Here is a 23,367-nt window from a genome sequence, read left to right as displayed (position 1 = left end):
TTTCTGATAAAAGAGGTACAAAGTCTACTCTTTGTAAAACGTAGGTTTTGTTGCGTAAGCGCTCCGACCCAACCCTTTTCTCCCATACGCGCTGCTTGTGTATGGCGGGGTGTGGGGTGAGCCGGCTGTTATATAGACAATGAGTTTTTGCTCTGAGGAGAAAACGAATGATTGTGCTCGGAGAATTTTGCACAGCACATTCGTAGAGCGCAATCATTCGTTCAATTGAGATGGAGCTGCAATATAAGGGTGGCATAGCTTTTCTAAGGGAACTTTCGCGTAGCGCAGTTCCCGTGAAAAGACTATGCCACCCCATACAGTTGCGAACCGTTCGTCAAATTGGCTCGAAGCGAAAAGTTTATGCCACCAACTGAACAAAAAGCGAAAAACCTCTGCCGCCAATTGAGCGTAAGCGAAACTAGGGTTACAACAACAGCTCACCCCACACCCCGACTCCCGGAAACAAGCAAGCGCGTATTCCTTCTGTTGTAGAATGTCTCCATACGTTAGAAGGAGCACACACATGGCAGCAGCCCAACCTGCACCCATTCGCCTAGTCGCCGGCCTTGGCAACCCCGGAGCAGAATACGCCAACACGCGCCACAACGCTGGCTTCATGAGCATTGATGCGCTTGCACAGCAAGCTGGGGTTTCATACTGGAAAACCCAGCTCGGAGCCGAGGTGGCCACCATATCAATTCGCGATGAGAACGCCGACACTGGCAAACGAGAGGTTATCCTCGTAAAACCACAGTCCTATATGAATACCAGCGGCGGTCCCATTTCAAAGCTCTGCCAGCTCTACAAAATTAGTCCTCTGGAGCTTTTAGTAATCCATGATGAACTCGATATTCCAGCAGGAGATGTCCGCGTAAAAGTTGGAGGCGGACACGCTGGGCATAACGGGCTTCGCTCCATCATTGACAGGCTCGGCAGCCGTGACTTTAGCCGTATTCGCGTGGGCATTGGCGAACCCCCCGGTCGCATGCCTGTCGCCGATTTTGTGCTCAAAAACCTTAGCCCGCAAGAAGCCGCAGACTTTGCCATCACCTGTGCAAACGCCGCCGAAGCAGCCGCACTTGCCCTTACACGCGGTACCATCTTTGCCCGCGACCACGTCAACGGCGCATCTGCACAAAACGGAAAGCACTAGACCATGCTTGAGCATAACAACCCCTCTCAAGAAAGTATTAAATCACCGCCGCATAGCCAGTTCAGCATCAAACGTTTTAGCCTCATGAACTCACTAATGACGGTACTTAACCAATCCAAAGTCAACGACCCCAACCACGTGATGGCACGATATTTTCTCGACCATTTTGAACACCTCTCTGAACTCAACGTCTATGAAGTTGCCAACGATTGCTTTACCTCACGCTCAGGCATTCGCCGCTTCTGCCAATCCATCGGTTTTGAAAATTTCTCTGCTATTAAAAACTCAGCTTATGAATGGAATAGGCACCGCAACTTTTTTGTTACATACGCCAACCACTCCACCTATCACGAGCACCTTAAAAACCAACTTGACCATATGAGCACCGCCATCAATGCCGAGCTAACTACCGAGCGTCTTAATGAAATCGCCGACCAAATTGCTCACGCACATGAAGTTGTTCTTATTGCCTCGGATTTTTCCAGCACGGCGGCACTTGAGTTTCAGCAGTCGATGTTGTTTATGCACAAACTTATTCGCATCTTATCTGACTCGTTTGGTGACGCGAGCATGCTCAACACCTTATGTGAACACGACCTCGTCATCGTTATTTCTGCCTCGGGCACCTATTCGCGCATTGCTGCTCCCAGTCTTGCCGATGTTTCTGCGCGACGACTACTTATCACGCTCAACCATGACCCCAAGCTCGCTGAACCCTACGACGACGTGCAGTATCTCTCACCCCAAAGTTTTCAAGGTGAGCGAACTGTCTTTGCCCGTTATGGCATCAATTACTTCTTTGACCTGCTCTATCACCGCTATTTTATTAGACACGAACAAGATAGAGCCTAAAACGCTACGGCAGTAGAACATAAAACCCCTCATCAGCCAGTCCCCACGCCAATCACCATCACCACACTTCCCTACCGCTCACCGAAAATCTCACCGCTTACCCGCACCAAAATCTGAACCCAAAAACTAGGGTTCAAGCTCCGAACCCCATGATGCCGCGCTTGCCTGCTAGCGTAAAGCCAGCTTGAGCGCGCAAGCACGATGTATACCAGCGTGGATTGGAGCACTATGCACTACAATCAACACCCCAGATTCCCGCAAAACTTCATGTGGGGCGCGTCAAGTGCTGCTTGGCAAGTTGAGGGCGCCGTCGCCGAAGATGGGCGTACCCCGGCCATCATCGACCTCAATTCAAAAACCAAGGCGCCCTTTGCCGACAACAGTATCGCCGCCGACCACTATCACCACGTTAAAGAAGATGTTGCCTTGATGGCAAAATGTGGGTTTAGTAGCTATCGCTTCTCGCTCTCGTGGCCGCGCATCATTCCTGCCTCAAACGGCGAGGTTAACCAAGCAGGCATTAGCTTCTACAACAATCTTATCGACGAGCTCAAGGCGCACAACATTGAACCTATTGTTACGCTCTATCACTATGACATGCCACTTTGGGTTGAAGAGGAGCTGGGCGGCTGGAAGAGCCGGGCAACCATCGCTGCCTTTGAGCACTACGCACGCACCTGTTTTGAAGCCTTTGGCGACCGTGTAAAGTACTGGCTCTCCATCAATGAACAGAATATGCAAATTGCCTATGGCGACTGGCTGGGTGTTTCAAAGGGCTGTAATGACTGGTTTCGCGATCAATGGCGTGTCAACCACATCATCAATCTTTGTCACGCAACAGCGGTAAACCTCTGCCATGAGCTGGTTGAAGGCGGCAAAATTGGCCCTGTTCCTGGCATGGTGCCCATCTACCCAGCAAGCTCACACCCCATGGACCAAATTGCCGCTATGAACGCCGAGGAATTTACCGAGAAAATCTGGAACGATACCTACGTTTTTGGGCGCTACAGCAACTTCTTGCAAGCGTATTGGCGCAACAACAACATCGACCCGGGCATAGAGCCAGGTGATGAGGAGCTGATGGCTTCGGCGCATATCGATTTTATTGCTGTCAACTGCTACCGCTCAAACACCGCCAAATGGGCTCCTGCCAGCGCAAAACCGCAGGCCTACCAGCTCAACAAAACCGGCGAAAAAGGAAAGCTTGTCTTCCCAGTTGTTCCCGGTGCCTACCAGCTTGTACGCAATCCTCATGTTGAATACACCGACTGGGACTGGGAAATTGACCCTGTCTCACTCAGATACGTTTTACGCTATCTCTGGGACCACTACCAGCTTCCACTCATGGTTACCGAAAACGGTTTTGGCGCACACGAGCACAAAGACGAAAACGGCGAAATTCACGACCAAGCACGTATTAACTACCTGCGCGAAAACATTTTTCAGCTTGGTCTGGCTATTGAGGACGGCTGTGAAGTCATCTCATATAACCCATGGTCCTTCACCGATTTACTCTCAACCGGCAACGGCATAGAAAAACGCTACGGCCTTGTCTATATCGATGTTACCGACGACGAGCTCAATCAAGCTCAGCTATCAGGCGTAGTACCTCCGTGTACGCGTATAGAAAAAGATTCATTTACCTGGTATTCCAAGCTCATTACCTCAAACGGAACCGAATGGGGAGGAGATATTTCTCATGGCTGCTAAAGATTATCAAGCACTTGCCCAAGCAATTATCAAGATGAGCGGCGGTGTAGACAACATTGCCACCGCCTCACATTGCATGACTCGTCTGCGCCTCACCCTCAAAGACCCACAACTTCTCAGCCCTGCAAAAGCCGAAACAATTCCTGGCGTGCTCAAACTAATTGAGCAACAAGGCGAATATCAGTTTGTTATTGGTCAAGACGTAGCTCAGCTCTATGAAGAATTTGAACGCCATCATGAAATCCATACTACCGGCAGTGTTGAAGATGCCAAAACGGCAGTCGAAGACGCTAAGCTACAGACCGCAAGCAGTGAGGCAAAGGGCAAGGCAAACGCCAACGCTAAAAACGCGCTCAATTCTGTTTTGTCCTTTATTGGCGGAACCTTCTCTCCTGTTATCCCTGTGCTGGTGGCAGGTGGTCTTACGGGCGCAGTGCTAACCCTTCTAACCACCTTTGCTGGTGTTTCACCTAACGACGGCACCTATAAGGTCTTTTGGTTTCTCAACCAGGCAACTTTTTACTTCCTGCCTATCTTTATTGGCTTCTCTGCTGCTCAACGTCTTAAATCCAACGCCTATCTTGGTGCATTTTTGGGTGCAACCCTTCTGTTCTTTAGTACAAACGCCGGTGAAGATGCCTTGAGCTTTATTGGTATTCCTGTCCAGATTGTTGCCTACAACTCAACGGTATTCCCCGTTATCTTGGGTTCGGTCTTTTTGAGCGTGCTCTATCGCTTTTTGCAAAAGCACATGCCCCTTTACCTGCGCACAATCTTTGTTCCACTCATTACCATGCTCATCACCGTGCCAGTAACTCTTCCGGTGCTTGGCCCTATTGGCAACATCGCCGGCAACTGGGTAGCTCAAGGCTTTCTCGCGCTGTATCGCATTGCCCCGCCTGCCGCGGTTGCACTTGTAGGTCTTGGCACGCCGTGGCTGGTCTTTTTTGGCATGAACAATGCAACCTATCCTATTCTTTTTGCCCTCATGGCAGAAATTGGCTCTGACCCCCTTATCTGCACTGGCATGGCTCCTGCCAATGTTGCTGTAGGTGGTGCTTGCCTGGCAGTTGCATTTGCCGCACGCACCCTTGAAGACCGCTCTGTTGCTACCAGCGCAGGTATCACCGCGCTGTGCGGCATTACTGAACCGGGCGTGTACGGCGTGCTCTTTACCAAGCAGTTTCCCCTCATTGGCGCCATGATTGGCGGCGGCATTGGCGGCTTGCTCGCAGGATTTTTAGGCATGACACAATATGTTGTTTCGGCTCCTGGATTTATTTCGTTTGCTGCCTATATTGCTCCTGACGGCACACTAAGCAACCTTGTTATCTCACTGAGCGTTATGCTTACAGCTGTCGTTATCAGCTTCATAGTGACCTATGTACTTGGAAAACGCGACGCGTCTAAAATATCCAATAATCAATAGGTAAACCGGGGAAAATAATACATCTGGTATGAGGTCTCAATTACCACTTTAACCTGCAGACTTCGCCATATATTGGGTCTGCTTCCTCCGTAGAAACTGCGCTATACTATACAAAATGATATGTGTCGTCGTCATGCGCATATCGTATTCGTTGCGGAGGGGGCAGGCTCGCACAAGTGCTGAGCTCGTCTTGCATGCCCCATCGCCAGAGAGGGGTTCTATGTTCCAGATCCTAAAAAAGACGCAGTTCTCAGAGAAAGTCTTTGAGTTCCGCGTCCATGCACCGCGAATGGCACGCGCGGCACACGCCGGCCAGTTCCTTATGGTGCGCATCGATGAAACCGGCGAACGCGTGCCGTTCACTTTCGCCAACTGGGATGCTGAGGAGGGTTGGGTCGAATTTATCTTTATGGTAATCGGCAAAACCACCAAATGTCTCTCCCAGCTTAACGAGGGTGACTACATTCGCGACATCACAGGTCCGCTTGGCTGCCCCACCGAGATTGAGGGCGACCGCGTGGCTGTTATTGGTGGCGGCGTTGGTTTGGCTATTGCATACCCCGTTGCCCGCACTGCCTGCGAGCAGGGCAAAGAGGTAACGGTTATCATGGGTGCCCGCAACAAAGACCTTATGATTTTGTTTGAACAGTTTGCTGCACTGCCGCTCAAAAACCTCTTTGTTACCACCGACGACGGCTCCATGGGTGAAAAGGGCGTGGTCACACTTCCGCTCAAGCGTCTGTGTGAGGCTGAAGAAATCGATTCTGCCTTCTGCGTGGGTCCAGTTCCCATGATGAAGTTCTCCACACTTACCTGCCGCGAGCACAAGATTCCTATCATCGCCAGCCTGAACCCCATCATGGTTGATGGCACCGGCATGTGCGGTTGCTGCCGCGTTGAGGTGGGAGCCGAGACTAAGTTTGCGTGCGTAGACGGTCCCGACTTTGATGCAACCCTCATTGACTGGGAAGACCTGGCGCGTCGCCAGGCAACGTATCTGCCCGAAGAAGCCGAATCCGTACATCGTCATGAGGAGGCATGCGCATGCCAGAAGTAACTCGGTACCGTCCCAGCCGTGACCCCCGCGTTCTGCCCAATGAGGAGCCTGCAGCCGAGCGTGCTTGCGACTTTCGTCCGGTAGATAACGGCTTTACCAAAGAAAACGCCCTTATTGAGGCTAATCGCTGCCTTGACTGCAAGCGCCCCTTCTGCATGGAGGGCTGCCCGGTGGGCGTACATATTCCGCAGTTTATCGCTAAGATTCGCAACCAAGACTGGGGCGGCGCACTTGCCACCATTAAGGGCGACAACCTGCTGCCTTCTGTTTGTGGTCGTGTATGCCCGCAAGAAAACCAGTGCGAAGGCAAGTGCATTCTTGGTCGCAAGGGTGAGCCTGTTGCCATTGGTCAGCTTGAGCGTATGCTGGGCGACATGGCCGATGAGGTGGGCGAGGAGCCCGAGCTTGCTCCTAAAAATGGCAAGCGTGTTGCTGTTGTTGGCTCTGGTCCGAGCGGTATTGCATGCGCGGGCGAGCTTACCCGCCTTGGCTTTGACGTTACGGTTTTTGAAGCCTTCTTTACCGGCGGCGGTGTTTTGACCTACGGTATTCCTGAGTTCCGCCTGCCCAAGAGCATTGTTGAGCGCGAAATCAAGGGTCTTGAGCAGATGGGCGTCCACTTTGAGTACAACTCAGTGGCTGGTCGCCTCTTTACTGCAGACCAACTCTTTGAGGAAGACGGCTTTGATGCCCTCTACCTTGCTGTTGGTGCTGGTCTGCCGCGCTTCCTGCATGTTCCTGGCGAGAATCTCCCTGGCGTATACTGCGCAAACGAATACCTAACGCGTACCAACCTCATGCACTCCTACGAGTTCCCCGTACACGATACGCCGATTAAGCGCGGTAAAAACGTTGTGGTCTTTGGTGGCGGAAACGTCGCTATGGACGCAGCGCGCACGGCTCTGCGTCTTGGTGCCGAAACGGTTACCTTGGCTTATCGTCGTGGTGAGGCTGAAATGCCTGCGCGTTTGGCAGAGGTACACCACGCCAAAGAAGAGGGTGTAAAGATTCTCGAGCTGGTTAACCCACTTGAGTTTACAGCCGATGAAAACGGCAATGTTGCAACCGTTAAGCTTGAGCGCATGGAGCTCGGTGAAGAGGATGCTTCAGGTCGCCGTCGTCCTATTGCTGTCCAGGGTTCTGAATTTGAGATTCCTTGCGACATTGCAATTACCGCCATTGGCACACGCGCAAATCCCTTTGCTAAGCTCTGCGCCGACGTTGAAACCAACCGTTGGGGTCTTATTGAAACCGACGAGGGTGGACGCACCTCTAATCCCAAGGTTTGGGCTGGTGGCGACATTGTTACTGGCGCTGCAACGGTTATTTTGGCTATGGGTGCCGGTAAAACCGCTGCACACTCCATTGCCGAGACCTTGCTTGCTGACGAATAGTTGTTGCTGTTTATACTGGCACGCTGCATAAAATCTTGAGTGTGCCACCCACGCGACGTAAAAACTCCCGGGCTTTTAGCTCGGGAGTTTTTTGGTTAGCTGAGAGCTTTTCTAGCTGATAGTTTTCTAGCTAAGAACTTTTTTAGCTGAGAACTCTCAAACTGAGAACTTTTCTAGCTGAAGGGTCCTCTAGCTGAGGCTTTCTTTAGCCTGGAGCTTTGTTTAGCTTGGGGGCATATCGTTATACCAATATGCCGGAACCAGTCTAATTCCGACGCTATGCTCCCCTATTTTGATTTGCCCACAAGTTTATACAGCGCAATACTTTCGCATCGCCTCAACCATGCCTTCAGGGCTTGTTTGTCCAAGAATATCAGCACATGCTTCTTCATTCATGAAGCACGCCATGAGTGCTTGCAAGGCTGCTACCTGGCTGTCCTCATGCGCAAGGAGCCCAAGGTTAACCACCAACTGCGCAGGAACATCATTGCCCATATGCGCCATAGCCTCAAAGAGCACTGGCTGCTTTGGCTTAATAACTGCAATATAGGGCTTAATAAGGTGCTCTGGCTCGGTGTGCGGAATTGCCACGTTGATAGCTTGGCACGCTAGACCGGTGGGGTAATCCACCTCGCGTTTGGTAATGGCTTCAAACCAATTTTCTTTAATGTAGCCAAGCTCACGCAAACGCTTGCCCAACTCAGCAAACAATGTCGTCCTATCTTCTACATCTATATCTAAAAAGACCAGCTCAGAAGCAAAGAGCTCAGCATCAACCTGTGTCATAACTCTTATCCTCTCAATCAAGCCACACATACCGCCGCGCACACAGTTTTGTTTGGCGATGCATGCCTAAATATTTACTAGCACCTTAGCAAACCGGTGCTGCACCGTTAGCAAACACAGTCATAACGCGCACGGCGTCTTGACGCATACGCTCATATGCCGCACCTGTCATGTCATGCCAATACAGCGTTGTACCAGCAGTGCGCGCAGAATCTACCAGTGATAATACCGCCTCAGCAGCATACTTTACGCCATAGGTATAGTAGTTAATTTTGCGAATACCCGCCTCAATTGCGCGCCGATAATCGTCGTCAGATACGCCCGACCCTCCGTGCATAACCAAAGGAATATGCACACGCTCACGAATTTGATTCAAAATCTCAATTGATAACTTTGGCTCACCCCGATACAGACCGTGCACCGTGCCAAAAGAGCACGCCAATATATCAAGCCCTGTTGCTGCTACAAAATCAGACACAAGTTCAGGATTGGTATACATTGCCTGAGCTGCAGGATTTTGAGCATCATCTCCCCCTTCGCGCGCACCCATGCTGCCAAGCTCGCACTCAAGTCCACAGTTATAAGGCGCACACATTTCAGCCGCGTATGCCGACAGTTCAACATTTTTCTCATAGGGCAACATTGACCCATCAAACATAGCGCCTGAAAATCCCAGCTCAAGCGCCTCGCGCATATACGATAAATGCTCGCAATGATCCAAATGCACACAAACCTGTGCCGACGAGCACTCCGCAAGCGCTACCATTGCAGGTCCCATCACCCGCAGCGGCACCATTTCTTCATGACATTCGGCATGTTGAATAATAACGGGGTAACCTGTTTCTTCTGCTGCGTCCAACACGGCACGCAGAGCCTCTAAACTGGGAACATTAAATGCTGCCAGCGCCATCTCATGCTGCTCAGCAATATGGCATATATCACCTAGATTGAGAATCATGGTTGTTCATCCTTATACATCGTTTTCTACCAGCCAGCAGGCGCAACGCAAAAGCCCGTCACGACGGTGCCTTACGTCTCTAAACCAAAGCTATATCTACGTCTTTATTGCTCGCGCTTGAGCTGTCCGCCGCTGGAACATCTTGTCCATAACGATGAAACACTGCAACCGCTTCATTGATTTGTTCCTGTGTCATCGCTGCCATAGGGTTTCCAGTGCCCATAGCAACCGAGATAGTTTTACAAGCTTCTTCCAGATAAACGCAGGCATACAGCGCTTGCTTAAGGTCTTTGCCAACCGCAATAACCCCGTGATGTTTAAGCACCACGGCTAAGCGCTCGCCCAACGCTCGAACCGCCTCAACACCCATAGATAAGCTGCCTGGGTCCCCGTATGCTGCAACCGCTACCGGACCTTCCGTGGCGTTTGCCATAGTTGATAAATTGCATGGAATCTCATCCATAACCAGGCCGAGACCCGTGGCATACGGTTGATGTGTGTGAATAATTGCCTGAACCGAAGGTTTATGTTGAAAGATATACAACAGTGCCTCAGTATCAACAGAAGCCTTTAGTGTGCCCTCAATAATGCTACCGTCCAGCGAAACAACAAGCATATCCTCGGGCACCATCTGGTCATATATCATGCCTGATGGGGTTACCAAAACCTCACCGGTAGGCATACGCCAACTAACATTACCACCTGAAAGCGCAATCAAGCCATAACGGTCAAGTGTTCGTGCTGCTTGAAGCACTTGTTCTTTTTGCTTCTCAAACATTGTTTTTCCTTTTTATGCTAATACCCACTACATTTGTGCCGGTCTTTTCCAAATTCGTGCTGGCTTCTTCTAAAGTTGCACCGTCATCTACTGAGTATCATCTACCAAACAAGCGCCTTCTTTTGCTGTACTATCGCCTGCTTCTCCCGAATTAACGCGCCGAGCATAGGCTTTGAGACTATCGGGGTGCTTGGCGTATTCGAGGTCAATTATGCGCTGAAAGAGCTCTGCACCCTCGGTCATTACCTTCGTCTGTAGCCAATATCGACCACGCAATAGACCCCCGCCGTTTATGCGAATATACAACTTTCCGGCACTTGGAAACTCACGTACTCGAAATTCTTGCACTTCAGCGAGCTTGTATCGATGTGCATGCCCCCAAGAAATAAAGGAGAGCTCCTGTTCATCAAGCCGCACATCATTATGCCGAGTCTCACGTGCCGCAGCTCCTGGCTCCCTCAGCTCAACGACGTGCGGGTTAGCACCAGCAATCAAACTATTCCAAAGCTGATACGCTGCAGGAACCATAAAAACCAGCATGAGACCAGGATACACTCCTTGCAAAGCGAGCAGCGGTGCTACCACCAACACGCCAGCGCAGATAAACGCTGTTAATACCACCTCAATGAGGTAAAACCGTCTGATATACGTATAGCGTTTCATGGCGCTCCCCCGAGGCTCCGCGCACAGATAGCGGAGCCTCACCTCGATAGATTCGCTCGTCTTATTGCAATGTTGTTCTCAGTTAGAACGCAAGGCATCTCTGAGAAATCCCTAAGATAAAAACCGCTGATAGACCCTTATTCTTTTGCCTCATGCATCGCACGAGCCTCTTTGAGAATGCGTGCACGATTCCACAAGGCAAGGGCTGCTGCCACAACGATACTCACACCCATGCCGGCATAGCCCAACCAGCCATTCAAGCGCGTAATAACCCAGGTCAAGGGGTTTGCGCCGTCGCAAATTGACGAAATCATCGTACTTGCCGAACCCGTTGCACCCGCAATGTCAAATCCCACGTTATTAGCAGCTTGAGTGATGAGCGGAGCCAAATCAGTTGCAATGTAGAGACCTACGGTGAGTACAATAATGCCAATCAAAATGCCCCTAAAACCGTTGTTGTTCACTACCGGGGTAATAAGCACAAACATCCATGGAACCACAGCAAGGTCGGCAAAGGGCAGCACGCGATTACCGGGCAAAAATACGGCAAGCACAATCATGAGCGGTACCAGAATATAGGCAATGGTTAAGGTTGTTGGATGTCCAACGCCAACCGCGGAATCCAGACCTATATAGACTTTTCCACGATTCTTAAAGCGCTTCTGAACAAATTCAGAGGCAGAGTCGCTAATAGGAATAAGACCTTCCATAAGCAGTGCTGCCATCTTGGGAATCAGCACTAATACCGCAGCTAAAGACATTGCTGTCATCAAAATCTTTGTAACGGAAGCCTGCGGGTCTGCCCCATTCCAATACGCCAAGGCACCAATGCTTAAACCAATAACGGTGCCAATAATCATAGGCTCACCAAAGATGCCAAACTTTTGCTGGAGTTTTTCGATGTTAATATCAATATCTTTAATGCCTGGAATGTGGTCAAAAACCCAGTTAAAGAGCATAGCAATAGGCGCATATGCCGCCGTAAAACCATGGGGAAGCGAAACGCCCGGCATGCCAAGAGACTTCTCTACCTGTGGAGCCGTATAATCGCCCAACACCATAATCACAACCATATTAACAACCGCAGCAACTACACCAAGCGCTAGGTTATCGGTCACAATAGCCACCAGCGCGCCAGTAAACGCAAAGTGCCAATAATCCCAAATATCTACGTCAACCGTTTGTGTGGTGTTGGTGAGCAGCATAACAATGTTCACAATAAGACCGAGCGGAATAATGATGGTGCCCACCACCGACCCCATAGCAATTGCAGCCGCAGCAGGCCAACCTACATCAACCACAGACAAACTAAAGCCAAAGCGCTCAATCATCTCCTGTACGGCAGGTGCAAGCGTAGTGCCCAAAAGGCTGTTGATAACCAAACTTAGACCGATAAATCCAATGCCAACCGTAAGACCGGCGCGTAAGCTTTTTCCAAAACTAGCGCCCAGCACGCAGCCCAAAATGGTCACTACAATAGGCATTACCACCGAAACACCCAAAGAGTTAATAAACGAGAAGAACTGTAATACGGCATCCATGGTTTCCTCCTAATATCTATCCGTCTATGTCTTCTACTCTTTTTGATACAGAAATCCCTATCAGAGGCACAGCTCTGTCTTTCCAGCTCAAGTTGTACCAGCGCAGCAAACCTACGTGCACCTTTGTTAGCGACAAACCCCTAACGCAGGTCGTTTAGCTTCATGCTCCCTAATCCGCGTTCATAAGCTCAAGAATTTGCTGCTCAGCCACGTCAACACCAACGCCTGTAAGATAGGGAATTCCGTTTACAAAAGGACGGGTCAAACCAGCTGGTGCCATAGTTGTTGCAATAACAAAGTCGAAGTTCAAAGACTTGGCGGGCACCTCAGACACTTTGCACTGCGTGATTTCAAACTGACCGCCAAAGCCTTTCTCTTTGAGCATCTCCTCAACCTTTTGGCGCACCGCCGTTGATGTTGCAATGCCCGAACCGCATGCCAGTAGAATTTTTTTCATAGCTACTCCTTTTCTATACACTGGGTCTATTCACCCATCACGCAAACCTTCACCCGACGAGAACGCGAACGCGTACGGTCAAAGTCAACAAAATAGATGCTTGCGAGCCCATTAAGCTCAAGTGCACCATGTGCTACTTCAAACGTCTGATTACTCCCAATAAGCGTTGCGCGCAGATGCGCATCACCGTTCATGAGCATCCGGCGGTCAAGATTGGGAAGATACGACTCAGGGTTTGGCCATGATTCAACTTCTTCAAAATGCAAAACACCTGGATAGCGATAGGTCTTCCAGTCATGTTGTTCAGGAAAAATTCTGTTCAGACCATCACTCAAATCTGCCTGTAAAAAGGTATCGCCATCAGGGGTGTGGTCGTGGTCGTATTCTTCTGAAAAAACCGCGCAGGTGGTGTGACAAGAAATAACAACAACCACGCCTTCTTGAATACCCGATGCAGCCACAATTTCTTGCACGCCTTGAGTGATGTCTACGTAAGTAGGCTTTCCAGAAAGCGTTTCATACACAAGCTGTTCTTTATAGACCGTCATACTATGCTCCTAGTAAAAATCGGCACGCGCACGTACCAGCGCCGCTATCATATCTTCAAGAACTTGATGCGGATTATCAGCAGCAACAATGCCTGATGTTCCGCCCGTACCATCAGCTCCACATGCAATCGCACGATACACATCATCAGGAGTTGAGATGCCCGCCGCTTGAAGTACCTGCGTTTGAGGTGAAATTGCTTTTACTGCCTGCGTTGACTCACGCATATATGCCTCATCAGCAGTTGTGCCAGTTCCAATAAGACTAGTAAGCTCGCAAACCATAATGTCAGGGTGAAGATGCGCAATCCACGTTCCCTCTTCAACCGAATCTGCGCATACAACCGAACGAATATCAAGCTCACGAGCACGTGCTACAGTTGCTGCAAGCTCATGAACCGTGAGAGGGTTTTCTGCATGATTGAGAAATGTTGCACCCACACCAGCTGCAGCAAGCGCCTCAGGCAAGACATGACCCATACCGCGCCCCGGTTGCAAGCTTTCCATCATCTGCGCACACGCAATCAAATGCGGAAACCTAGCAACGATAGACGGCAAATCAATAAGTTGAGCGGTAAACAGAATGTCCAAGTCATAGCTGTGAGCCAGTTCGTCGGCTTTTTTTGCCAAGCTCAAAAGCGCATCGCCATAGAGATATGACTTTGGGTTCACCACAAAAAAGGGAGCGCGCAAACTCAGTGCACTCATCACAAAACCCCTCCTTCCTGTATAGGTTTCCGAAGAACGTACATGCCCTATGAACATCTCGTATCCAGAAGCCTATAGTTGTACACATCAACATATACAACTACTTGTATACACTATTATGGTCAACTTTGCTAGTCAAAATCAGGGAGCGCCCCCCCCAGCGGTATATTTTTGTCGCTGAACGGTAGTAAATTGCCAAATTTTATTACATGAAATGCCGCAAGCCCGCTTAATCAGCTCAAAATACAGGCACCACTAACCCAAAATCTTGCTCAATTTGGGCACGAAAAATAAGCGGAGTGGGCAGCAGTGTATAACCCAATACAAAAACGGCTATTCTGCCTGTGTTGCTGTGCCCACCACCGACTGCCCCGGCTTAAACCATGTGTTGCACCATTCAATGACAGTGCCGTTCACCAAGCTAATATTCTGCTCAAGCAAGAGCAACGCCGCTGTCTCGCTGCACTTGAGGAGCTCTCCATGTTCGCGACCTGCAACTCGCGCCGAATACCTCATACGAGACGTCTTAATCTTTTTACCTGAGCATTGCTGCACGGCATTAAACAACGACTCTTTAGTGTAATCAATGTCAAAAAGCCCCGGACACGCACCAAAATTTAGCCAACTTTCCTGACACATAATGGGGTCATCATCAACCGTACGCACACGGCGCATAAACATCGCGTCTGCACCCTCATCAATGCCAAGCTCACGTGCAACTTCTGGCGAAGCTGGCGCAATATATTTCTCAATAACATGCGTCACAAAGTCTTTACCCTGCTCATGAAGAGACTCGGCAAATGACAGCGGGCGCACGCCTGCAGCGTGCGTTATTCCTGGCTCAGCAATATAGGTGCCACTCCCACGCATCTGCACAAGAATACCTTCTTCAACCAGCAGCTTAAGAGCCTTGCGCACCGTACCACGCGCAACCTGAAACTGCTCCATAAGCATATGCTCAGACGGAATCTTGGTACGCGGCAACCATTCTTTTGTATAGATTTTCTCTCGAATAACACCGGCAAGCTGAGTATAAAACGGCTCTCCGGGCTCAAGCTTAACAGCTGCAACAGGGGACACCTGAGCACGCCGTGAAACTGGTGTTTGAATACTACGTGACGCAGAACGCATGGTTGATGAAAGCTGTGAGGAAGAAGCGGGCATAGGGTAACTTTCTGTATCGATAACTCATCTGCCCTAGTCTACCCTAGTGTGTACAACTATTTATACAACTTGTATGTGCATCTCAACCCTACCCCGTATGCGCAGCAACACCGCAAACTAGGCAGGGTCATAATATTACTGCGCTTGTTCGGGAGTAACGCTCATCATCTCAAGCTCGGCAAGCTTTGACCGGTACGCCGCTGCAATAACATCCACACAGCCCTGACGACCCAGTTTTGCACGGTTTACCACAATGTCTTTTCCGTCGGTCATCTTCCATCTGCCCGCAGAATAGCGCTTGTAAAACAGCTCGCGCGCACGCTGCATTTCACGCACCAACTTAGCACCCTTCGCACGGCTAAGACCGCGTTTGTTGCGCACAATCTCAACGCGCTCTTCAAACGGCGCGGTTACCAATACGGCAATATGGTTGGGATTATGACGTAGCAAATAATCTGACAAACGCCCCTCGATAATGCAGCTCTCAGTTGCTCCCAAATCTAAAATGACCTGCGTCATAGCCTTAAATAAACGGTCGGAGAGACTGCGTGTATCAACACGGTCAGGCAAAAACGCCATAAACTCAGCAGCTTGACGCTCGTCATAGGCGGCAATCTTGTCAAGGGATTCACCACTACGTACACTTGAGCGCACGAGCAACTCATTGTCATAGAGCGGAATCCCCAGCTCAACCGAAAGCATCTTGCCAATCTCGTGCCCCTCGGCTCCAAAGTCACGGGCGATAGTAATTACTACCGGTTGCCCTGCGCGCAACGCATCAGATGCAGATACTTGCTCTTCAACGCGCGCGAGCATGCGACGCGAAAAGAACCCCATAACTCCCCCTTTATGCTGCAACGACGCGGCGCTGATACGCGCGTACCATGAGCGAGATTCCAAAATTAAGTGCAAAATAAAGCGCAAACACAAAGCCATAAAGACTCAAAACGCCCGTTAAATCTGAGGTTTGAGCCATAACCACCTTCGCTGAGTACATAAACTCGGCAACGTTTACACCAGCCAAATACGAGCTGTCTTTAATAACAGTGGTGCATTGCGAGAACAGCGCCGGGATAATGGTCTTAAAGGTTTGCGGCAAAACGATATAGCGCATAGTGGTAATAAAGCCAAAACCCTGCGAGCGTGCTGCCTCAAACTGACCTGCTGGAATTGAGTTAAACCCGCCGCGCACAATTTCTGCCATTACGGCCGAGGTAAAAATGGTAAACGCTAACACCGAAATAAAAATATCAGACCCCTTAACCGTAAAGTAGATAAAGAGAATCCATAGCAGGTTAGGAGTACAGCGAAACAACTCAATATAGGCGCTCACCAGCCATGCAAGCACACGCAAACGACCACGCGCAAACTGCTTAATCATGGCAAGAGCACTACCTAGCACAAGCGAGAACAAAATGGCCAGCACCGAAATCTGGAGGGTTTTTAGAAAGCCCATCAAAATGAAGTTTAGGTTAGCAGGCGTAAGCAAAGAAAAGTCCATAAACCTTTACGCCTCCTCTCCTGTAGCGGGCACAAGTTCAGCCAGTTTTTTAGCCCGAGGCCGGCGTTGGGAGCGCTTTTCGAGCCACTGCACCAGAACAGCCAGTGGGAAACATACGGCAAAATAAAAAACACAGGCAAGGATATAACCCTCAAGATAGCCCCATGTAGATACAAAATTATCAGCCTGATACATAAGGTCGCCACCAGCTATTAAGGCAAGCACTGAACTGTTCTTTACTAGGTTAAGCGCTTGATTGGTGAGAGGAGGCAAAATCACCTTAAAGGTTTGCGGCAAAATAATGTAGCGATACGCCTGCACCCGAGAAAAGCCCTGAGAACGCGCTGCTTCCATCTGTCCACGAGGAACCGCTTCAATTCCTGTGCGCATAACCTCGCTTACATAAGCAGCATGATAGAGACCAACGCCCAAGAAGCCCAATACAAATGCACTGGTACGCACCGGTGTTTGAGCGCCTGTTAGCGCCTGCAAAATTTTAGGACCTGCCATGTACATAAAAAAGACCTGTACCGGCAGGGGTGTATTTTGGTAAAACTCAACGTATATGCGGCTCACCATGCGCAATACTCGTGAGTGCGTTGTCGAAAAAACTCCCAGCAAGGTTCCGAGTGCCAACGACAGCAATAAACCAGCAGCTACAACCTGTAGCGTTACCAAAAAACCTTCGGTAAAGGCGGGCATCTCGGCCAGAGTAATAGACCAGCGCGCAGGATCAATCAAGTCGCCGAGCATAGGGCTCCTCTCAAAAACAATGCCCGCACCTTAGCAGCAAAGCTAAGGCACGAGCATCGCTTCTTCTTACTTACAGCAATTTCCAAGTAGCATACTCCTGCTCAAGCCAGCCCTCGCTCTTGAGCTTCTTGATGGCACTATCCACCACCTCAGAAAGGTCAGAGCCCTTTTTGGTGGCAATGCCGTAGTCCTGTGCACCAAACTCGATGGAGGCGTCAAGGAGTTCGCAATCATCGGTGGTATAGGTCTTAAGCGTTGAGCGGTCCATCGCAAAAGCATCAACGTTACCCGAATCAAGTGCCGATTTGATTGAAGGGTAATCAGGATATTCGCTAAAGTCGGGCGTAGCTTTAATTCCCTCGTCAGCAAGCATCTTCAAAACAAGCTCTTTGGTGGTGGAACCCTGAGAAACGCCAATCATTTTGCCATCAAGGTCTGCCATGCTCTTCATACCAGCATCTTTTTTAACAAGCACGCCAACGTGATCGGTGCGATACGGCGTTGAGAAATCCCAGTCTTTCTTACGCGCGTCAGTAATGGTGTAGGTAGCACAAATAATATCAAGGGTGTCGTTATCGATGAGCGGACCGCGTGTTTTAGGCGTAACGTCGGTAAACTCAACAAGCTCCTTCTCTTTTGCGTCCTCATAACTCACGCCAAAGATTGCCGCTGCAACCTGGTAGGTCAAATCAATCTCAAAACCCTGATAGGTATTGGTTGCTGTATCGAGCAAGCCATACCCTACAACATCCTTCTTAACGCCAGCCTTAAGCTTGCCGCGCTTTTTGATGGTTTCTAGCTTTGAGGCGCTTGAGCCTTCCGTTGAGCCGCCGCACGCTGCCAACATGCCCATGCTTGAAAGTGCTAACGCACCAAGACCGCTTACCTGCAAAAACTCTCGACGGGATAGTGCCATGGTTGTACCTCTTTCATAATGTGTCACTACATTACCAACTGAGCGCCAAACCGTTTGGCGCTCATACAAAACTGCCTAGTGCAAAATCTTTGCCAAGAAATCACGGCAGCGGGGGTTTTCCGGATTCTCAAAGAAATGGTCCGGTGAACCCTCTTCTAAAATCTGACCATCATCCATAAAGATAACACGGTCTGCTACTTGCCGCGCAAAACCCATCTCGTGGGTAACGCATATCATGGTGATGTTTTCATGCGCCAGCTCAACCATAACATCAAGCACCTCTTGGACCATCTCAGGGTCAAGAGCGCTTGTTGGCTCATCAAACAAAATGATTGGCTGCTTAGTGCAGAGCGCACGCGCAATTGCCACGCGCTGCTGCTGACCACCAGAAAGATTTTGCGGATACTCGCCCGCCTTGTTTGCAAGACCAACGCGCTCAAGAGCTGCCATAGCTATGCGCACTGCTTCTTCTTTTGACTTTTTTTGCAGCTTAATGGGTGCAAGTGTCAAGTTACCCAGCACCGTCATATTGGGGTAAAGATTAAACTGCTGAAACACCATCGATGAATATTTTCGTGCCATCTCTAGGTGATTCTTTTTGGTGAGCTCAATCCCATCAATCAAAACCTGCCCCTGCGACGGCTCTTCAAGATAATCAACACACCTAATAAGCGTCGATTTACCCGAACCCGAGGGGCCAATGATGACTAACTTCTCACCTGCGGCAACACTCAAATTGATGTCTTTAAGCACGTGTAGGTCGCCAAAATACTTATGCAAACCCTTAATTTCGATCATATTTGCCATATGGTCTCCTTACGAAAGACGAGCACCTACCTCGCGCGCAGCCGCCGCCTTATCAAGGTTGCCACCTGTTGCAGCATTCAGAGCGCTCATAACTTTGCCCATGTCGCGCTTTGTAGCAGCACCAGTCTCAGCAATTACCTGCTCAACAAGAGCAACCAACGCATCGCCTGATACTTGCTCAGGCAACATAGCTTCAAGCATGGCCACCTGCTCGGTAAGCGTTTGTGTACGCTCGTCATCATTAGCGGCCTTAATAGACATCTCAAGCGTCTCACGCGTCTGCTTAATAAGACGCTTAATCATGTTGTTAACGTCTTCTTCGCTTGCGTCGCGACGCTCGTTAATCTCAACATTTTTTACTTCGGCCATCACCAAGCGAATAATCGCAAGACGCGTTTTTTCACGCGCTTTCATGGCAGCAACCATCTGCTCATGGAGCTCAATTTTTGTCATATGCGCCCCTCCTGTTTGGGCTTAACTATTCAGCGGAACCCTTATCGGTTGTAGTAGAGGCTGTTCCAGTTGTTTGTGCTACTGCCTGACTACCTGTTTCGGCCCCTACACCCTCAAGGCTCACGTTATACGGAACTTCGGCTGGCATATCATTAATTTTGATGTCAGCCTTTTTAACGTAAGCATCCATCCACTCTGCATATGCCGTCTGTTGAGTGCGCGTTTTTATGACATTGGTCAAATACTCTTTGAACTCTTTGGGCAGCTGGTCAATCTTTTCTGCCTTATCATCAAGCTTAAAGACATCGGTGCACTTGATGAGATGATAACCATAGCTGGTTTCAACCACACCAGAAACACCGTCTTTGCCAAGCTGCGAAAGAGCAGACTGATACTCAGCTACAAACCGCGTAAGCTTATCCCAGCCAACATCGCCCTTATTCTTTTGAGAACCCTTGTCCTCAGAATACTCCTTTACAGCATCTTCAAAACTCATCTCGCCCGCATTTATCTTGTCCAGAATGCCTTGAATCTTTTCTTTTGCTTTTGCTTTATCTTCGTCGCTTGCCTTAGCATCAACTTTAATGAGCAGGTTTTCTGAGCGACGAGCGTCGTTGTAGGTTGCAAAATTCTCATTGAAATTATCAAGGACTTGCTGGTCGCTCACGTCCTTGATAGGAGCAACCTTATCACGCAGCGCCTGGCGAAGCAGGTTTTGATGAAGGAAGTCTTTATACGTTGTTTCGGTATATCCAATGGCGCTAATAATCCGTAAGAAATTATCTTTGCCGCCGTATTGCTCAATGGCAGAATCAACCGCCTTTTGAACCTCTTCGTTCGATACGCTTACCTGCTCGTCTTTGATGGCCTGAGATAGCAGATACTGGCGCGCAAGACCTTGAATCACATCTTCACGATATGTCTCGGGGGTTTTGCCTTGCTTTACCAAATATTGTGCCCACGCTTTATCGTCAGTGTATTTTCCTGAAGCACGTGTAGACATAATCTGCTTAGTAACGGTATCTTCGGTGATATTCACACCGTTTACGGTAGCTGCCACACCGCCCGTGAGCGTATAGGGCTGCTTCTTGTTAACCTGATTAAGAATGCCCGAACATGCCATTGCGGTTACCGAAAGCAACATTGCAGCAACACCAATAAGCACAAGAACAACCTTTGCTGTCTTGGAAAGCTTTTCTTTAGCTTGCTTTTTGCGCGCGCCAGCAGTTTTTGGCTTACTGCTTTCCTCTTTTGGCTCCTCGCGCTTGACCTTCATGCTTTTCTTATGCGGTGTTTTTATCGCTGCCATCGCATTCCCTTCAGGTGATGATTCGTGGTTTGTATTGTCGCACAGTCTTGCCTATGCGCGTACGGGCGCTATAGCTACGCGCAAATCCGGCAAAACCTTAACCCGTCCTTCGGATAGTATCTGAATAAGCTCTGGATACAATGTATGCTCAAGAGCATGAATTGCATCTTCAAGCTGCTCAAGCGTCCATGTTTCCTCAACCATTATAGCTTTTTGCGCAAGGATTGGACCTTGGTCATACGCTGCGTTTGCAATATGAATAGTTATGCCTGCCACTTTTACGCCGCGCTCATATGCTTGCACAATGGCATCAAGACCGCGAAAGCTCGGCAGCAGGGCGGGGTGTAAGTTAATAACGCGCTCTGGAAAGGTAGCAAGAATGGGTGGATGCACTTTGCGCATATAACCAGCCATAATTACATAGGCAACGCCCGCTCGATAAAGCTCTGTAGCTATTACCTCATCTGCAACAATGGGGTCACTATATATATCTTTTGAGAGGGTTAGTGTTTGCAATCCAGCTGCCTCAGCACGCTTTAAGCCTGCCGCATCAGGACGGCTTGCAACCACAAGTTTAATCTCAGCATTCAGGCTACCTGCAGCAATTGCGTCAATAATTGCCTGCAAGTTAGTTCCTGTTCCAGAAATAAGGACAGCAATTGGCATAGGAGCCAGCTTGGCTCCTGCGGCGAGGCGCTGTGCCACACAGGCTTGCAAGGTGTTTCCATCAAGATGACCAGCAGGAATACTAGATAGCGTATTCCAGTCTCCATCCCAGTCAACCTGAATAGGGTCAGACGCTTTCTCTGCCGACACGTGCTGCTCAGCCATGGCGCGATTAAGCTCATGTTCAACCGCATTGCTAAAGAATGCGTTGCTTGGAAGCGCCTCGGGCGGCAAGCCAGCCTCCTCAACTAGGCGACGATATTCATCATCGAGTGCTGCCATGGCAAACTCCTGTTCAAACGTTCTAACCGTGCACAATCAACATGGGGCTACACCAGCTTCCAAGCGACTAAGCGGGTATACTAAACACTCTGTTCATTGTAGCTTTATAGCCATATAAAGCCTAAAACCACAAACAACTTAAGACTTATGAAAGCTACCGGTGAGCCGGCTGTCTAGCTAGCTCCTTGCATCAAGCCTCTCGCTTACGTCAAGCTTCTCGCCTACGTCAAGCCTCTCGTCCTATTCGTCAGAATAACGAACCTTGCCGGTTCCCGGTACGCACGTTCCAACATAAAACGGTGCCTCTCCCGCCGCTTTAAGGGCTGCTACGAGCGTAGCCTCAACCTCAGGTGCCACAATAAAGGCTAAGCCAAGACCCATATTGAAAGTCTTGCATGCCTCATTAGGCGTGAGCTGAGCGCGAGAGCTAATATAGCTGATGATAGGCGGAACGTCCCAGGTAGGCGCACCCGACGGGCGCTCAACCAAAGCATCAACATCATGTGCAAGCGCACGGTTAAGATTCTCGGTGATACCGCCGCCGGTAATGTGTGCAATCGCGTGTATATCTATACCTTGGTGCAGCACATCAAGGACGGGTTTTACGTAAATGCGCGTAGGCTCCATGAGCGCATCAGCCAAACTTGCACCTGCGAGCTCAGGAAGCGGCTGCTCAAGCTCGGCGCGCTTAGCTAGTGCTTCGGGCGTATGGAGCACAATGCTATCAACACCAATAACTTTGCGTACCAATGAGTAGCCGTTTGAATGTACACCGGTGCTCGGCAAACCGATAATGACATCACCCGGGCGAACACGTTGCGGGTCGAGCATCTTAGGCTTATCAACCACGCCCACAGTAAAGCCTGCTAAATCATAATCGTCCGGACGCATAACACCTGGGTGCTCTGCCATCTCGCCACCAATAAGTGCACAGCCCGCAAGTTTACAACCCTGAGCAATGCCCGCAACAATCTTGGCCATATACTCAGCTCGAATATGACCAATCGCAACGTAATCAAGAAAAAAGAGAGGTTCTGCACCAGAAGCCAAAATGTCGTTGACACACATGGCAACAAGGTCTTGTCCAACGGTAGTGTGCCGGTCGAGCAGCTGTGCCAGCACCAACTTAGTTCCCACGCCATCGGTACCCGAAATAAGAACGGGGTCCTCCATGTCCTTAAGAGCAGCTGCAGAAAAAAGGCCGCCAAAGCCGCCAATACCACCGATAACCTCATCTCGATTGGTGCTTGCAACCATAGCTTTAATGGCATCTACCGCACGTCCGCCTTCCGCCGTGTCAACACCGGCGTCCTCGTAGCTAACGTGCGTGTTAGTAGTGGTCATATACTCCCCCTTATTGGTGCATGAACGTATCCCATACTACCATGTTGACCTGTAGCAATACTGGGGGTCGTCGTGTTCGCTGAAAGCGTAGATGTCTGAGCTGTGCTGAGCCGTACTGAGCTGCACAAGGTCTGAACGGTT

Annotated in this window: 24 protein-coding genes; 6 read left to right on the top strand and 18 right to left on the bottom strand. The window is 49.7% G+C overall.

Features of this window, described 5'->3' with window-relative positions:
• Nucleotides 1-523: 523 nt before the first annotated feature.
• The 6 genes from pth to gltA all read left to right on the top strand — a co-directional run bounded on the left by pth (nt 524) and on the right by gltA (nt 7,595).
• Entirely contained in the window at nt 524-1,153 is a 630-nt protein-coding gene (gene pth / locus KPC83_RS00300; protein ID WP_216278615.1) for an aminoacyl-tRNA hydrolase, read from the top strand.
• Nucleotides 1,154-1,156: 3 nt separating this feature from the next.
• Complete coding sequence (locus KPC83_RS00295; protein WP_216278614.1) at nt 1,157-2,005, top strand: MurR/RpiR family transcriptional regulator; 849 nt, start codon at nt 1,157-1,159, stop codon at nt 2,003-2,005.
• A 228-nt stretch (nt 2,006-2,233) separates the two neighbouring features.
• Nucleotides 2,234-3,715, top strand: coding sequence for a glycoside hydrolase family 1 protein (locus KPC83_RS00290; RefSeq protein ID WP_216278613.1), 1,482 nt, complete (start codon nt 2,234-2,236; stop codon nt 3,713-3,715).
• Nucleotides 3,705-5,144 carry a PTS transporter subunit EIIC gene (locus KPC83_RS00285; RefSeq protein WP_216278612.1) on the top strand — a complete coding sequence of 480 codons (1,440 nt, stop codon included), beginning with the start codon at nt 3,705-3,707 and terminating at the stop codon, nt 5,142-5,144. The genes KPC83_RS00290 and KPC83_RS00285 overlap by 11 nt, the downstream gene beginning before the upstream one ends.
• A gap of 220 nt (nt 5,145-5,364) precedes the next feature.
• The gene (locus KPC83_RS00280) at nt 5,365-6,201 is read left to right on the top strand and encodes a sulfide/dihydroorotate dehydrogenase-like FAD/NAD-binding protein (protein ID WP_216278611.1); all 837 of its coding nucleotides are present in this window, start codon (nt 5,365-5,367) and stop codon (nt 6,199-6,201) included.
• A complete protein-coding gene (gene gltA, locus KPC83_RS00275; RefSeq protein WP_216278610.1) occupies nt 6,189-7,595 on the top strand; it encodes an NADPH-dependent glutamate synthase in 1,407 nt (468 codons plus the stop codon). The genes KPC83_RS00280 and gltA overlap by 13 nt, the downstream gene beginning before the upstream one ends.
• A gap of 309 nt (nt 7,596-7,904) precedes the next feature.
• On the opposite strand, the gene KPC83_RS00270 is transcribed toward gltA, so the two are convergent.
• The 18 genes from KPC83_RS00270 to purM all read right to left on the bottom strand — a co-directional run bounded on the left by KPC83_RS00270 (nt 7,905) and on the right by purM (nt 23,226).
• A complete protein-coding gene (locus tag KPC83_RS00270) occupies nt 7,905-8,381 on the bottom strand; it encodes a PTS sugar transporter subunit IIA (RefSeq protein ID WP_216278609.1) in 477 nt (158 codons plus the stop codon).
• Between the two features lie 85 nt (nt 8,382-8,466).
• Nucleotides 8,467-9,339: a class II fructose-bisphosphate aldolase gene (locus KPC83_RS00265; protein ID WP_216278608.1), complete on the bottom strand. Its 873-nt coding sequence runs from the start codon at nt 9,337-9,339 to the stop codon at nt 8,467-8,469.
• 79 nt (nt 9,340-9,418) lie between these two features.
• Complete coding sequence (locus KPC83_RS00260) at nt 9,419-10,117, bottom strand: class II aldolase/adducin family protein (protein ID WP_216278607.1); 699 nt, start codon at nt 10,115-10,117, stop codon at nt 9,419-9,421.
• A gap of 87 nt (nt 10,118-10,204) precedes the next feature.
• A complete protein-coding gene (locus tag KPC83_RS00255; RefSeq protein WP_216278606.1) occupies nt 10,205-10,780 on the bottom strand; it encodes a hypothetical protein in 576 nt (191 codons plus the stop codon).
• Nucleotides 10,781-10,917: 137 nt separating this feature from the next.
• A complete protein-coding gene (locus KPC83_RS00250; protein WP_216278605.1) occupies nt 10,918-12,321 on the bottom strand; it encodes a PTS galactitol transporter subunit IIC in 1,404 nt (467 codons plus the stop codon).
• 169 nt (nt 12,322-12,490) lie between these two features.
• Nucleotides 12,491-12,778, bottom strand: a complete 288-nt coding sequence (locus KPC83_RS00245; protein ID WP_216278604.1) for a PTS sugar transporter subunit IIB — start codon at nt 12,776-12,778, stop codon at nt 12,491-12,493.
• Between the two features lie 26 nt (nt 12,779-12,804).
• Nucleotides 12,805-13,326 carry a YjbQ family protein gene (locus KPC83_RS00240; protein ID WP_216278603.1) on the bottom strand — a complete coding sequence of 174 codons (522 nt, stop codon included), beginning with the start codon at nt 13,324-13,326 and terminating at the stop codon, nt 12,805-12,807.
• A gap of 9 nt (nt 13,327-13,335) precedes the next feature.
• Complete coding sequence (locus KPC83_RS00235) at nt 13,336-14,031, bottom strand: triose-phosphate isomerase (protein ID WP_216278602.1); 696 nt, start codon at nt 14,029-14,031, stop codon at nt 13,336-13,338.
• 333 nt (nt 14,032-14,364) lie between these two features.
• Nucleotides 14,365-15,195, bottom strand: coding sequence for a GntR family transcriptional regulator (locus KPC83_RS00230; RefSeq protein ID WP_253200921.1), 831 nt, complete (start codon nt 15,193-15,195; stop codon nt 14,365-14,367).
• A 135-nt stretch (nt 15,196-15,330) separates the two neighbouring features.
• On the bottom strand, nt 15,331-16,032 hold the full coding sequence (locus tag KPC83_RS00225) for an AAA family ATPase (RefSeq protein WP_371819267.1): 702 nt from the start codon (nt 16,030-16,032) through the stop codon (nt 15,331-15,333).
• Nucleotides 16,033-16,042: 10 nt separating this feature from the next.
• Nucleotides 16,043-16,696 (bottom strand): amino acid ABC transporter permease, encoded by a 654-nt coding sequence (locus KPC83_RS00220; RefSeq protein WP_216278601.1) that lies wholly within the window; start codon nt 16,694-16,696, stop codon nt 16,043-16,045.
• A 6-nt stretch (nt 16,697-16,702) separates the two neighbouring features.
• Nucleotides 16,703-17,449, bottom strand: coding sequence for an amino acid ABC transporter permease (locus KPC83_RS00215; RefSeq protein ID WP_216278600.1), 747 nt, complete (start codon nt 17,447-17,449; stop codon nt 16,703-16,705).
• 70 nt (nt 17,450-17,519) lie between these two features.
• Nucleotides 17,520-18,365: a transporter substrate-binding domain-containing protein gene (locus KPC83_RS00210; protein WP_216278599.1), complete on the bottom strand. Its 846-nt coding sequence runs from the start codon at nt 18,363-18,365 to the stop codon at nt 17,520-17,522.
• A 75-nt stretch (nt 18,366-18,440) separates the two neighbouring features.
• Nucleotides 18,441-19,172 carry an amino acid ABC transporter ATP-binding protein gene (locus KPC83_RS00205; RefSeq protein ID WP_305828551.1) on the bottom strand — a complete coding sequence of 244 codons (732 nt, stop codon included), beginning with the start codon at nt 19,170-19,172 and terminating at the stop codon, nt 18,441-18,443.
• A 9-nt stretch (nt 19,173-19,181) separates the two neighbouring features.
• On the bottom strand, nt 19,182-19,625 hold the full coding sequence (locus KPC83_RS00200; RefSeq protein WP_216278598.1) for a GatB/YqeY domain-containing protein: 444 nt from the start codon (nt 19,623-19,625) through the stop codon (nt 19,182-19,184).
• A 25-nt stretch (nt 19,626-19,650) separates the two neighbouring features.
• Nucleotides 19,651-20,934: a peptidylprolyl isomerase gene (locus KPC83_RS00195; RefSeq protein ID WP_216278597.1), complete on the bottom strand. Its 1,284-nt coding sequence runs from the start codon at nt 20,932-20,934 to the stop codon at nt 19,651-19,653.
• A 51-nt stretch (nt 20,935-20,985) separates the two neighbouring features.
• Complete coding sequence (purN, locus tag KPC83_RS00190; protein ID WP_216278596.1) at nt 20,986-21,882, bottom strand: phosphoribosylglycinamide formyltransferase; 897 nt, start codon at nt 21,880-21,882, stop codon at nt 20,986-20,988.
• A gap of 240 nt (nt 21,883-22,122) precedes the next feature.
• Nucleotides 22,123-23,226 carry a phosphoribosylformylglycinamidine cyclo-ligase gene (gene purM, locus KPC83_RS00185; RefSeq protein ID WP_216278595.1) on the bottom strand — a complete coding sequence of 368 codons (1,104 nt, stop codon included), beginning with the start codon at nt 23,224-23,226 and terminating at the stop codon, nt 22,123-22,125.
• Between the last annotated feature and the right edge of the window lie 141 nt (nt 23,227-23,367).

The sequence above is a fragment of the Collinsella sp. zg1085 genome, assembly GCF_018889955.1.
Classification (GTDB): Bacteria; Actinomycetota; Coriobacteriia; order Coriobacteriales; family Coriobacteriaceae; genus Collinsella.
This window is presented reverse-complemented; position numbering and strand designations above follow the sequence as displayed.

Excerpts from the sequence above, each read along its gene's own strand:
- pth (WP_216278615.1), top strand. The coding sequence starts at position 524 with ATGGCAGCAGCCCAACCTGCACCCATTCGCCTAGTCGCCGGCCTTGGC.
- KPC83_RS00295 (WP_216278614.1), top strand. The coding sequence starts at position 1,157 with ATGCTTGAGCATAACAACCCCTCTCAAGAAAGTATTAAATCACCGCCG.
- KPC83_RS00290 (WP_216278613.1), top strand. The coding sequence starts at position 2,234 with ATGCACTACAATCAACACCCCAGATTCCCGCAAAACTTCATGTGGGGC.
- KPC83_RS00285 (WP_216278612.1), top strand. The coding sequence starts at position 3,705 with ATGGCTGCTAAAGATTATCAAGCACTTGCCCAAGCAATTATCAAGATG.
- KPC83_RS00280 (WP_216278611.1), top strand. The coding sequence starts at position 5,365 with ATGTTCCAGATCCTAAAAAAGACGCAGTTCTCAGAGAAAGTCTTTGAG.
- gltA (WP_216278610.1), top strand. The coding sequence starts at position 6,189 with ATGCCAGAAGTAACTCGGTACCGTCCCAGCCGTGACCCCCGCGTTCTG.
- KPC83_RS00270 (WP_216278609.1), bottom strand. The coding sequence starts at position 8,381 with ATGACACAGGTTGATGCTGAGCTCTTTGCTTCTGAGCTGGTCTTTTTA.
- KPC83_RS00265 (WP_216278608.1), bottom strand. The coding sequence starts at position 9,339 with ATGATTCTCAATCTAGGTGATATATGCCATATTGCTGAGCAGCATGAG.
- KPC83_RS00260 (WP_216278607.1), bottom strand. The coding sequence starts at position 10,117 with ATGTTTGAGAAGCAAAAAGAACAAGTGCTTCAAGCAGCACGAACACTT.
- KPC83_RS00255 (WP_216278606.1), bottom strand. The coding sequence starts at position 10,780 with ATGAAACGCTATACGTATATCAGACGGTTTTACCTCATTGAGGTGGTA.
- KPC83_RS00250 (WP_216278605.1), bottom strand. The coding sequence starts at position 12,321 with ATGGATGCCGTATTACAGTTCTTCTCGTTTATTAACTCTTTGGGTGTT.
- KPC83_RS00245 (WP_216278604.1), bottom strand. The coding sequence starts at position 12,778 with ATGAAAAAAATTCTACTGGCATGCGGTTCGGGCATTGCAACATCAACG.
- KPC83_RS00240 (WP_216278603.1), bottom strand. The coding sequence starts at position 13,326 with ATGACGGTCTATAAAGAACAGCTTGTGTATGAAACGCTTTCTGGAAAG.
- KPC83_RS00235 (WP_216278602.1), bottom strand. The coding sequence starts at position 14,031 with ATGAGTGCACTGAGTTTGCGCGCTCCCTTTTTTGTGGTGAACCCAAAG.
- KPC83_RS00230 (WP_253200921.1), bottom strand. The coding sequence starts at position 15,195 with ATGCCCGCTTCTTCCTCACAGCTTTCATCAACCATGCGTTCTGCGTCA.
- KPC83_RS00225 (WP_371819267.1), bottom strand. The coding sequence starts at position 16,032 with ATGGGGTTCTTTTCGCGTCGCATGCTCGCGCGCGTTGAAGAGCAAGTA.
- KPC83_RS00220 (WP_216278601.1), bottom strand. The coding sequence starts at position 16,696 with ATGGACTTTTCTTTGCTTACGCCTGCTAACCTAAACTTCATTTTGATG.
- KPC83_RS00215 (WP_216278600.1), bottom strand. The coding sequence starts at position 17,449 with ATGCTCGGCGACTTGATTGATCCTGCGCGCTGGTCTATTACTCTGGCC.
- KPC83_RS00210 (WP_216278599.1), bottom strand. The coding sequence starts at position 18,365 with ATGGCACTATCCCGTCGAGAGTTTTTGCAGGTAAGCGGTCTTGGTGCG.
- KPC83_RS00205 (WP_305828551.1), bottom strand. The coding sequence starts at position 19,172 with ATGGCAAATATGATCGAAATTAAGGGTTTGCATAAGTATTTTGGCGAC.
- KPC83_RS00200 (WP_216278598.1), bottom strand. The coding sequence starts at position 19,625 with ATGACAAAAATTGAGCTCCATGAGCAGATGGTTGCTGCCATGAAAGCG.
- KPC83_RS00195 (WP_216278597.1), bottom strand. The coding sequence starts at position 20,934 with ATGGCAGCGATAAAAACACCGCATAAGAAAAGCATGAAGGTCAAGCGC.
- purN (WP_216278596.1), bottom strand. The coding sequence starts at position 21,882 with ATGGCAGCACTCGATGATGAATATCGTCGCCTAGTTGAGGAGGCTGGC.
- purM (WP_216278595.1), bottom strand. The coding sequence starts at position 23,226 with ATGACCACTACTAACACGCACGTTAGCTACGAGGACGCCGGTGTTGAC.